This window comes from Schinkia azotoformans, assembly GCF_035811335.1.
Classification (GTDB): domain Bacteria; phylum Bacillota; class Bacilli; order Bacillales; family Bacillaceae_J; genus Schinkia; species Schinkia azotoformans.
In genome coordinates this window covers 279,052-291,095 of sequence record NZ_JARSMD010000001.1, presented here as the reverse complement: position 1 = coordinate 291,095, position 12,044 = coordinate 279,052, and the positions used below count along the sequence as shown (strand labels likewise).

The following is a 12,044-nucleotide window of genomic DNA, read 5'->3' as shown; positions in this document are numbered from 1 at the left end:
ATAACTATTAATTTTTAGAATATTATTTTAATATAAATTTAAAAAGTCTTGGTCTTTTATGCCGCCCCTTCATTTTTTTACCACTTAAATGGCCGTATCTCATATATTAGTATTGATTTTATTAGGTTTGAAGAGTGTGATATTATTGAAAGGATGTTTCAATTGAAAGGGATACTTATTGTTGACGATTCTCTTTTCGTGAGAAGGCTTTTAAAAGATATTTTAATGGAAGCAAATTATACAGTGTTCATAGAGGCGAAAAATGGTATTGAGGCTATCGAAAAGTACAAAATCTTCTCACCTGAACTTAATGGAATTGATGCTTTAAAAGAAATAATAAACATAGCCCCCCGATGCAAAGGTCATTATGTGTACAGCTTTAGGCGGACAGAAGGCGATCATTAATGAATCCATTAAAAGTGGTGCAATAGATTTTATTGTTAAACCTTACTTCCACAATTTAGTTCCAATTGTTAGTAAGCATTATAATGCAAAAATATAAAGGGCACCTATTTTGGATACCCTTTAGCACTCTTTTTTTTATTACACATTCAAACTTGTGAATTCCTCTTTTTCATTATTCAACATAAAACCTTGAACTTTAACGTAAAAGGGAACCAATGGATGATGACGAATGATATCAACGCTTTTCCGGATACTTTCAGTAATATTTTCTTTTCCTTCTAGCCACTCGCTTATCTTACCCCCTGAAAATTCAGGCGTACAATTTTGAAAAAGATAATCCATCATTTTTACATGATCCTTCAAATCTTTATTTTTCAATAGACCCCTTTGATTTTTCCATCTAAAATCCCCTTCTAAACCAAAAAACGATATATTCCTAAAACTAGTCCTCTCCTCCTGACTAGTCAAGTAATATACCGATTTATCTTATTCTTTACTTCTTTATGTTTAAAGAATTACTTCTTCACACTACCAAATTGTACATTTAATAGTATGCTAAAGCTCTTTTATGTAAAAGAAGTTGAATAATTTCTCTCGAATATTTAATTTACTAAAGATTTTATACCTAAAAGTTTAAATTGTCAATAGATGTCATTATTAACTGATCTCTTCCTTTGTCCTTAGCCGTATACAAATTTTTATCCGCTTCCTTTATTAAATCCTTTAGGGCTGGCTCGTTTTTCATTTTTGCTAAGCCTATCGAGACGGAGATCGGAACGGTGAAATCATTATCAATTTCAAATGATGTCGCACGTATTTCGTTTTGAATTTCTTTTACAATCATAGCCCCCTGTTCCGGGCTATTCGTTCCTAAATATATGATAAATTCTTCTCCACCATATCTTGAAGCTATGACATGATCACTTTCATATTTCTTGAAAATAGAGGCTACCTTTATCAAAATAGTGTCACCGGCAATATGACCATAATTATCATTCAATTTCTTAAAATGATCTATATCAATCATGGCTATATAATGATTTAAATGTGATTCAGTTATCTTTTCTTCAACTACCTTTATAAATTCATTTCTATTTAGCAGTTTTGTTAAAGGATCGTGCATAGCAAGAAAAGTTAATTGTTTTTTTAAAGCCTCTCTTTTATATTCAAGTAGAATAAATGAATAATAGATGAAAGTTGCTCCAAGAAATGATGCATACCTTAATAAGAAGATATCCTTAAATATCTCTATTCCATCTGGGACAATGATTAGGATTGGAAAATCGGAAATCAACCAACAAACAGTAATGATCAAAACCATTTCAATAACGTTGCTTTTCTTTGTTTTGAACTTGTAATACGCTAAAGTAAATAAGGTTGGTAAAATCATGCCAAATATAGTACCAGGAACAGCACCATCTCCACCCATCAAATAGCGCCAGGTTGAAACAACGAAAAGAACGGGAAGTGTAATCCTCCAACCTCTAAATACCGCCAACAACAAAAGTGGAATTAATCTTAAATCTAATCGATATCCTCCAAATTGAATCGGCAAATAGAACATCGTAATGATTACCCCAGAAAAGAGTATAACAATACACATGTATAGCAATTTTTCCGGAAAACGTTCACGGTAGTTCATTAATGTGCTCATTAATAAATGACCCAATAATATGATTGCCAAATTTGACAAAATTGATTGAAACATAATTAGCCGCTCCTTGTCCCCAATAAAAAAGACCCTTTTATTTAAGGGTTGTTGTACATATTGTAAAAAATGATTCATCATTGTTTCCATAATTTCCTATATTATTACTATATTAAACTTTATTATAGTCATAAGTGTATAAATATCAACTAATTGTAGGTAGATTATACTATTTTTAATCAAATCGAAGTTTTTGTCACATTATGACATATTTGGTAGAATCTATTGATTTTAACTAAAAATTCGCGATAATGATAGAAAATAAGAATTTAGAATCAGGAATTTAGAATTAGAAACTGAGCCAAACTAATAATATCTAGTTAAATTGAGGTGTATATTTATTGTCCCAAGTTTCGACAAACATAGAACGTAAAGCTATTTCATTTGCTTTAATAGGTTTTATCTTTTATTTGCTAGTTTTATTTATTGAGTTTCCAAGTTTTTTAGATGCGAATACTCATCTATTCATACCCTTATGGAATTAACTAGTATTATTATTTCAGCTGTCATCTTTTTATATGGATGGCTCACTTGGTCTTATACGAAGTCACGGATCCTCATTTTTATCTCTGCTTCTTTTTTATCAGTTGGGATTTTAGATATCTTTCATACTTTATTGTTTGATGGATTTCCGTTCTCGACTACTCCAGAGCCTTCCACATGGTTTTGGATTATCGGCAGCCTTACTGAAATCGTTGGAATTTCGATTGTTTTTTTCTTAGTTAAGACTAGTAGCAATCTATATTCAAAATCAAATCGAGAGAGATGTATCTTAACAGCCAGCTCTCTTCTATATTCATTAGGTATTACTTCTATTATTATACTATTTTCAGGCTCACTCCCTCCCCTTATTAGCGAAATGGGTGGTACCACTTCTTTAAAAAATAATATTGAGTATTCGATTTCGCTATTTCATTTGGCGGGGGTTATTTATACTTCTTTTCTATATTATCATAAGAAAAATGAATTTTATTTGTACTTACTACTCTCTTTTTATTTTTTAATGCTATGTAGCTTAACGGTTACAATTTATACTAATGTTCATGATATCATTCATATTTTGGGTCATTTCTATAAAATTTTTGGGTATTATTTTATTCTTCGTGCCTTTTATTTGACGAATATTAGAGTTCCATTCGAGGAGAAGAAGATTACAGAAGAAGAATTGCAAGATACGAAAGAGGAATTTAAAAACATAATATTACAAAACCAAGGTATTATTATTAAACTTGTTAAAAGAGATGATGAGTTTATCCATACTCTTTGTGATGGCAAACTTCTAAGTGATTTGAAACTTACTCAAGATCAGATTGTCGGTCATTCTGTTCACCATTTTCTTCGAAAAGAGGTCGCTGACCAATTACACAGAGAATTCGAACGTGTATGGTATAAAGGAGATGATCTTGGAATTGAATTTGAAATTTATGAAGATGTTTTCCTATTAATGACATTAACTAGAGTCACCCCATTGGGAAAGCCACCGGAACTTATTGGCAATATAGTCGATATTTCAGAATTAAAACAAGCTGAGGCGCTTTTACGAAAGACGGAAAAACTATCGATTGTTGGTGAACTTGCAGCCGGATTCGCTCATGAAATTCGCAATCCATTAACGACAATTAAAGGTTTCCTTCAGCTTATGAGTAAAAACGAAGACCCAACAAATAAAAAATATACATCGATTATGTTAGAGGAAATTGATCGGCTTGAGATGATTACGAGTGAATTTATGGTCGTTGCAAAACCGGAAGCGACCAAATATCAAACAATCGAGCTTATAAAGATTCTCGAAGATGTTATTGCATTTCTAACACCACAGGCATTACTAAAAAATGTACAAATCCAATTTGACACAGTAATAAACCATGTAAATGTATACGGGGATGAACATCATTTAAAGCAAGTTCTTATTAATGTATATAAAAATGCAATGGAAGCCATGCCAACCGGTGGTAATATTAGTACCAATCTAACGATTGAGGATAACTATATAGCTATTGAAATTATCGATGAGGGCTGTGGAATTCCCGAAGAACTTATGCCCCGCCTGGGAGAGCCATTTTATACGTTAAAAGAAAAAGGAACTGGGCTCGGCTTAATGGTAAGCTATAAAATAATTGAAGCTCACAAAGGGAAATTAGAAATTTCTAGTGAGCTTAATGTTGGTACAACAGTAAAAATGAAGCTTCCGATTTAGTTTGGTTCTAACAGCGCATATAAATGGCTGGCTATTCCAACACTAATCTACTCAACTTTTGACCAGATCGCTATTGTGCCGCAACTATTCGCAATCTGTATGCTATAATTTAGGGGGTAAAATGAAGATAGAGGTGACCATTCTTGGGTATACATGTTGTACTATATCAACCAGAAATTCCGGCTAATACTATGAATATTGCACGTACCTGTGCCGCAACAGACACAGCCTTGCATTTAATCCGACCGCTTGGCTTTTCAACGGACGAAGAAATGATAAAACGAGCAGGTTTAGATTTCTGGCATTCTGTAAACATAGCGTATTATGACTCATTGGATGACTTTTTTTCAAAAAATCAAGGTGAGTTTTACTATATTGAGACGTTTGGTGAAAAAACACATTCATCTTTTGATTTCAGTGATGTATCGATGGAACATTATTTTATGTTCGGAAAAGAAACAACGGGTTTACCAAAAGATTTACTAAAAAGAAATAAAGACCACTTTCTAAGAATACCAATGAGTGATCATGTCCGTTCACTCAATCTTTCGAATACAGCTGCGCTATTGGTGTATGAGGCTTTGCGCCAGCAGGGTTATCCGAATTTAAAATAAAAAATCTTCCGTTCAGGAGGATTTTTTATTTGTCAGGATCAGTGACGCTTTCACTCTTTCTTTCTATATGATAAATATTCTAAAAATCTCTTCGACGCAAGGGAAAGCGATTTTTGCTCTCTCATAGCAATACATATATTTCTATAAGCGGGAACTTCAAGTTCTTTCGCGATAATTTGATAAGGAATACGCTGTAAAATCAATTCCGGTAATATACTGATTCCAAGCCCATTTTCTACCATAGACATAATGGCATAGTCATCCCATGTTGTAAAATGGGCTTTCGGTGAAATATGATGCTTCTCAAAAATTTCAGAGACTTCTGCGTTCGCGCCCTTTTCCAGTAGCATTAACGGATTGTTCATTATCTCGTTAATCGGAAACTTATCACAATGTGCAAGCGGATGATCTTGAGGGATCACTACTAGCAAACGGTCTTTCTCCAAAAAGATCGTTTCAAGTTCTGCTTTTACCGGCAGCCGTAAAAATCCAAAGTCAACACGTCCTTCTATAATCCAGTTTTCAATTTCGGTATAATCGCCTAACAGCAGTTCAAAATCAATCTCCGGATAGTCCTTCCTAAAGATCTTAATCATATTGGGGAGCCAATGGGTTGCCACGCTGGAAAATGTTCCAATACGAATCATCCCGGATTGCATATCGTGTAACTCCTCAATTTGCCTTATTAAGATTTCATGCTCATTACAAATTCGCTTTAACTGGGGCAATAATTTTAGTCCATCTGAGGTTAAGCTGATACCGGCACGTCCCCTTTCAAAAAGAAGAACTCCCCATTCCGATTCCAAATCGCTGATCATGCGGCTGATGCCAGACTGTGTATAGTTCAAGCTTTGAGCTGCTTTTGTAAAACTCCCATACTCTACTGCTTTGACAAATGCCAAATATTTATGGATATTCATATCTCTTTTCCTTTCACATCCGATTTTGTCATGATCATCATGAGAAACATTCAATTTTGTAATATTCGGAATCATGATATGCTATTTTTATTCAAAATTCAAGTTTGGAATGTGGAAGGATGGTATTAAAATGAAAAGTGCCTATTTCAAATATATAGCCGCATTGCTCCTGTTTGGTACAAACGGAATTGTTGCCAGTTACATTATATTGAATAGCTATGAAATTGTTTATTTGCGGACTATGATTGGCAGTCTTTTTCTCATTGCAGTATTTGCACTAACAAAGCAAAAAGTCCAGTTTTGGAAAAACAAATCACACTTTCTTTATTTAGTGATTTCCGGCGTGGCAATGGGCGCAAGCTGGATATTTTTATATGAGGCATATGCACAAATCGGTGTAAGCATTGCAACCCTTGCCTATTATTGCGGTCCAGTGATTGTCATGATCGTTTCTCCCTTTTTATTCAGGGAAAAGCTGACCACCGCTAAACTACTTGGATTTCTTGCTGTTATAATTGGAATGCTTGGTGTAAACGGGCAAGCATTGTCACAGGGAGGATCTTCCTGGGGATTGATTTGCGGAATATTAGGAGCAACCATGTATGCCTTTATGGTCATTTTTAATAAAAAGGCAAAAAGCATAACGGGACTTGAAAATTCCATGTGCCAGTTAATCACGAGCTTTATAACGGTTGCTACATTTATGAGTTTAAAGCAAGGATTTTCAATCGACATTACGCAGGGCAATCTAATCCCTATATTGCTATTAGGCGTTGTAAATACTGGTATCGGTTGTTATTTTTATTTTTCTTCTATTGGTAGTCTACCCGTGCAGACAGTGTCAATCCTTGGATATTTGGAGCCGCTATCGGCATTGGTTTTTTCAGCTGCCCTTTTAGGAGAAAAATTAAGTCTTGTGCAAATAGCCGGGGCTGTCTTGATTTTAGGTGGGGCGGCATTTGGTGAATTGTTTCGGGTGAATAAAAATGAGGTAAGGGGAGAAAAGGGAGACATGGTTTTGTGATAGACCAGCATAAAAATGTTTAATTGTTTGACGTCTAATGAGAACAGAGTAAAAAGAGAAGTGCGCTAACACTTCTCCTGCACCTCTACCATCAGGGTAGCTGTTGTCAAAAATTATTTGTTTTTTTGTGAACTACCTATTTTGCTTGTGTCGGCATCCAACCATAAGGCAACCTTTGTCCAACTAAATATTACTTGCCTTAACTAAATCAAATTCTTTTATCATTTCCTTAGTAGGAGCAGCTCCAACCTTCGAGAAAACAAAGGTCGCAATTAATGAAAATACAAATCCAGGAAGTAGTTCATATAAATAGAAAGGAATAACAGCAGCTGATTGATCTAATCTTACACCATCCGGTCCCATTGGCGGAGTTGATAAAATAGACCATATGATAACTGTAAGACCTCCTACAAGCATTCCCGCAAGGGCACCATTTCTTGTGGTTCCTTTCCAAAAGAGAGTTAATAAAATAACTGGACCAAATACGGCTCCAAATCCTGCCCACGCATAACCTACTAAGGATAATACTGAACTATCTGGATTGTATGCTAAGAAAAGAGCAATAAGAGAAATAACCAATATTGCGATTCTTGTTAGCCACATTAATTCTCTATGACTGGCATGTTTTCTGAAAAACCCTTTATATAGGTCTTCAGATAAAACGGAGGCTGATACTAATAATTGAGAACTTATTGTACTCATAATGGCCGATAAGACAGCTGTTAGTAATATACCTGCAACCCATGGATTAAATAATACTTGTGCGAATTCTATGAATACGATTTCAGGATTTGATAAAGGTGCATTTGCAAAATAAGCAATACCAGCAAACCCTGTAAAGATAGCCCCAAACAACGCTAATACATTCCAAATGTTATATATTGAACGTCCTACAATAATATCTCTAGAGGATTTCATTGACATGAATCGAACAATAACATGGGGTTGACCAAAGTACCCTAGACCCCAAGCCAACAGTGAAATAATTCCAAGTGCAGATGTTCCTGTAAAAATATCTATTTTATCCAAAGAAATATTTCCAATCACTGAAACAGTTTCACTCCATCCACCAAGGTGGAAAAAAGCAACAACCGGCACTGTAATTAAAGCTAAAAACATTAATGAACCTTGTAAGAAATCCGTCCAAGCTACGGCAAAGAAACCCCCAAGAACAGTATAAAAGAAAATAATACCAGCGCCTGTCCAAAGTGATACTTCATAAGGTATTCCAAACGTTTTTTCAAATAGAATGGCTCCCCCTACAAGACCAGAAGAAATATAGAATGTGAAGAAAATTAAAATAAATAAGGATGCGATTATGCTGAGAGATTTAGATTTATCTCGAAAACGATTTTCGAGAAAATCAGGTAGTGTAAGCGAGTTGTTGGCCACCTGAGTGAACACCCTTATTCTCCTACCAACAAATTGCCAGTTAATATATGCTCCAATGGCTAGACCAATCGCCAGCCAGCTACCTGATAATCCAGTAGCATATATTGCACCTGGTAGTCCTAAGAGTAACCAACCGCTCATATCTGATGCTCCAGTACTTATACCTCCAACAAATGGACCAAGTTCTCTTCCACCAAGTATATAATCATCAAAATTCTTTGTCCTTCTGTAAGCCATAAAACCAATAGTGAAGAGGATTCCGAAATATACGATAAAAACAGTTAAAGAAATATAACTCATTATTAACTCCCCCTCACATTAGCTGATTTTTCTACCTGTTTAAAATTTTCGGAAATTAATACGGAGTTTTTTTCCATTCTTTCTTTTCTTATTTGCGTAAATAAAGTTAATAATGATAATACAATTAACAAACCCATCGGAACAAATAGCCAAAAAAATGTTGAATACGGAAGAGACATTACCATTTTATCAATCTCCTTCTAAAAAGTATTTTAAGCGCTTTCACTATGGTCAAAAAATTAATTGCAATAGTATTAGGAATTTTATCAAATCCACTAGGAGTTTACCGATGTGTATCTTGGTAAACCCCCTAGTAAAAATTAAATTTTCTAAAGTTACATCATAACTAGTTTTGTCTTACAGTGTGTGTTTTCCCTTGGCTAAATAGTTTCAAATAATCATATCCACCTGCTTTAGAGTCTGTACCAGAAAAATTAAAACCACCAAATGGATGCACGCCTACTAGGGCACCTGTACAACGACGGTTCACATATAAATTGCCACAATACATACGCTCAATAGCTTGTTCAATTCTAGATTCATCCTTTGAGAAGAAGGAGCCTGTTAATCCATAATCTGTATTATTGTAAATCTCAATAGCTTCTTCCCAATCTTTTGCTTTTGCTACAGTTAAAACTGGACCGAAGATTTCCTCTTGCATGAGAGTGCTATTTGGGTCAGCATCTATGAAAATAGTAGGATTAATATAATAACCTTCTTCACTGCCTTTCGTTCCGCCTAACACAAGTTTTGACTCTTTTTTGCCTATTTCAATATATTCTAGAATTCGATTATAGGCCTTCTCATCAATTACCGGACCGACAAAATAGTTTTCTTCACCATTTCCTACTTTTATTTCTTGGGCAAGCTGTACTACTTTTTGAATTAATTCATCATATACATCTTCAACTATAATTAATCGTGAACCAGCGGAACATTTTTGTCCTTGGAAAGTAAAAGCAGATTGAATAATTTCGCTTGCGGCAAAGTCTAAGTCAGCCGTTTCATCAACTACTATGCCGTCTTTTCCACCCATTTCGGCATTAACACGTTTGATCCATTTTTGTCCTTCGGCAGTTTTCCCAGCAATTTCATTAATACGAAGACCCACATCTTTAGAACCTGTGAAGCTTATAAAGCGAGTAAATTGGTGACCTGTAATATAATCACCAATTACAGATGAGTCTCCAGGAATAAAGTTAATAACTCCTGCAGGCAATCCAACCTCTTCCATTAATTCAACAAACTTATAGGCAATGATTGAAGTATTGGAAGCAGGCTTTAATAATGTCGTATTACCTGTAACAACTGCTGAAACAGTTAATCCCACAGTGATAGCTAACGGGAAATTCCAAGGCGGTACAATAAAACCTACTCCTAACGGAATGTATTTTAACCTATTCTTTTCATTAGGAATATTTTTTAAATGGTGATTATCCTCTTCTAATTGATTCATTGATCTTCCATAGAAATTCAGGAAGTCAATAGCTTCGGAAACTTCAGCGTCAGCTTCTTCATAATTTTTTCCAGATTCGATAATTAAGGCAGCTGAAAATTCATGCCGTTTCTTCCCAAATAATTCTGCAGCCTTAAATAAATATTCTGCTCTTTCCGCTGCAGGTACTAACTTCCATGTTGCAAATGCATTAACAGCAGTATTGATCGCTTTATCTACCATTTCAAGATTTGCTTTACTCATATAGCCAACAATTTGATCTTTCTTACCAGGATTTATAGAAGTAATTTTGTCCTCTGTATAAATCTTTTCGCCACCGATGATAACAGGATATTCTTTTCCTAAATTAGCCTTAAAAGATGAAATGGCTTCTTTTAATGCCTTTACTTCACTTTCGATTGAGAAATCTGTATCCTTCGCATTATTAAAAGTATCGAGTTTAAGTATTTCAAGAGTTTTCATTTTTTATCATTTTCCTCCTAGTATTTTATTTAAATGCATTTTTCAATACAAACGCCACATTTTCAGGTCTTTCAGCCAATCTGCGCATAAAGTACCCAAACCAATCAACCCCATAAGGGATATACACACGTACCTTATATCCTTTTTTTGCTAATTGGGTTTGTAAATCATTCCTAATTCCGTATAACATTTGAAATTCAAATTGACTCTTAGGAATCTTGTTTTCATCTACAAATCGAAGAATTTTATCAACCATTTCCCCATCATGTGTTGCAATACCAGCATAATTTCCATTCAACAGATGAGTTTTAATAATATTTTCATAGTTTTTATCAACATCGGATTTCTTTGGAAATGCTACATCTGCAGGCTCATTATAGGCACCCTTGACTAAGCGTAGATTAGCATTATATGAATTTAGGTCCTGAATATCTTTTTCAGTTCGATATAAATATGCTTGTAAAACAGTTCCAATATTGTCATATTCTTTTCGTAATTCTTTATAAATATCTAATGTTAACTGACAATGGGAATAGTCTTCCATTTCAATTCTGACAAAGTTACCATACTCTCTTGCTTTGTCCAATATTCTTCTAAGGTTTCTTAGACATACCTCTTTACTAATATCCAAACCTAGGGAGGAAATCTTAACCGATAAATTGCTATCAATTCCTGATTGATGTATGGCATCTAATGTTTTGACACAATTGTCTGCGGCTTTTTCTGCTTCATCTTCAGATGAAACAAATTCACCTAAATAATTCAACATGGCTACCATTCCATTTTGATTCAATTCTCGAACACATTTCACAGCGTTTTCAATATTGTTTCCAGCTACAAAACGTGCAGCACCAAATTTGAGTCCATATTTTTTTGCCATTTTATTTGCTGTTTGGTTATGTGAGAGTGAGATAAAAACTTTGCTGAGTACTTTTGACATTGTAAACACCCCGTTTCAAATGCTTGTTAAATTCTATGACTTGTGTGGATGGCTCCCATGGGATAACGCTTACATATAGTTCGATTTACAATTGAACTGCTTAAAAATGGGAGATAAATAAAACCAATTCTTTTACTCTGTGTTACAGTTTCAATCTCTTAAATAATACTCATCCAAGATCAATTCCTTCCTCAGAGAATAATTTGAATTTACTCAACTTTAAAAAAATAGTAACACCTAGACGGTTTATTGTAAACTACTTTTTTTAAAAAAAGTTTATTTGTTCCTTTTTTAAAAAAATCTTCCCATGGTGACATTTATTAAAACACCAATGGAAATGATCTTTATTAAATGTATATACTTTTTTAAAATAGACTATTGATTAACGGCCTTACCCGCCTTCATAGATTCAGTGAATTCTTCTTCAGCAGGTATCTCCTCGACAAAATCCTCCTCAAGATCAATTCTATGTTTCTTGCTCCTATAAAGTCCCTTTACAGACAAGGGATGTTATCATCAATAACATTCGATGTAAACCGTTTTTTATAAAAAAAGTTCATTTATTCTGTTTATTATAAAAAAAGACATTTCTATCTAAATTATAATTCAGATAAAAATGTCTTTTT

Annotated in this window: 9 protein-coding genes and 1 pseudogene; 4 read left to right on the top strand and 6 right to left on the bottom strand. The window is 34.2% G+C overall.

The window, feature by feature from the left end; translation table 11 throughout:
- Positions 1-153: 153 nt before the first annotated feature.
- A pseudogene (locus P9E47_RS01310) lies at positions 154-502 on the top strand (response regulator).
- 41 nt (positions 503-543) lie between these two features.
- On the opposite strand, the gene P9E47_RS01305 reads toward P9E47_RS01310, so the two are convergent.
- Both P9E47_RS01305 and P9E47_RS01300 read right to left on the bottom strand, forming a co-directional pair.
- Entirely contained in the window at positions 544-783 is a 240-nt protein-coding gene (locus P9E47_RS01305) for a carbonic anhydrase (protein ID WP_003330824.1), read from the bottom strand.
- Between the two features lie 247 nt (positions 784-1,030).
- Positions 1,031-2,113, bottom strand: a complete 1,083-nt coding sequence (locus tag P9E47_RS01300; RefSeq protein ID WP_162137834.1) for a GGDEF domain-containing protein — start codon at positions 2,111-2,113, stop codon at positions 1,031-1,033.
- Between the two features lie 463 nt (positions 2,114-2,576).
- Here P9E47_RS01300 and P9E47_RS01295 point away from each other — a divergent pair, with 463 nt between their 5' ends.
- A complete protein-coding gene (locus tag P9E47_RS01295) occupies positions 2,577-4,310 on the top strand; it encodes an MASE3 domain-containing protein (protein ID WP_326162357.1) in 1,734 nt (577 codons plus the stop codon).
- 143 nt (positions 4,311-4,453) lie between these two features.
- On the top strand, positions 4,454-4,924 hold the full coding sequence (trmL, locus tag P9E47_RS01290) for a tRNA (uridine(34)/cytosine(34)/5-carboxymethylaminomethyluridine(34)-2'-O)-methyltransferase TrmL (RefSeq protein WP_326162329.1): 471 nt from the start codon (positions 4,454-4,456) through the stop codon (positions 4,922-4,924).
- Positions 4,925-4,974: 50 nt separating this feature from the next.
- Here the strand turns inward: trmL and P9E47_RS01285 are convergent, their stop codons facing one another.
- Positions 4,975-5,844, bottom strand: a complete 870-nt coding sequence (locus P9E47_RS01285; RefSeq protein ID WP_326162327.1) for a LysR family transcriptional regulator — start codon at positions 5,842-5,844, stop codon at positions 4,975-4,977.
- Positions 5,845-5,974: 130 nt separating this feature from the next.
- Between P9E47_RS01285 and P9E47_RS01280 the strand changes: the two genes are divergently transcribed.
- Positions 5,975-6,868 (top strand): DMT family transporter, encoded by an 894-nt coding sequence (locus P9E47_RS01280; protein ID WP_326162326.1) that lies wholly within the window; start codon positions 5,975-5,977, stop codon positions 6,866-6,868.
- A gap of 183 nt (positions 6,869-7,051) precedes the next feature.
- Here the strand turns inward: P9E47_RS01280 and putP are convergent, their stop codons facing one another.
- From putP to P9E47_RS01265, 3 genes are all read right to left on the bottom strand, one after another.
- Complete coding sequence (putP, locus tag P9E47_RS01275; RefSeq protein ID WP_326162324.1) at positions 7,052-8,560, bottom strand: sodium/proline symporter PutP; 1,509 nt, start codon at positions 8,558-8,560, stop codon at positions 7,052-7,054.
- A gap of 346 nt (positions 8,561-8,906) precedes the next feature.
- A complete protein-coding gene (gene pruA / locus P9E47_RS01270) occupies positions 8,907-10,478 on the bottom strand; it encodes an L-glutamate gamma-semialdehyde dehydrogenase (protein WP_326162323.1) in 1,572 nt (523 codons plus the stop codon).
- A 25-nt stretch (positions 10,479-10,503) separates the two neighbouring features.
- Complete coding sequence (locus P9E47_RS01265) at positions 10,504-11,418, bottom strand: proline dehydrogenase (protein ID WP_326162322.1); 915 nt, start codon at positions 11,416-11,418, stop codon at positions 10,504-10,506.
- Between the last annotated feature and the right edge of the window lie 626 nt (positions 11,419-12,044).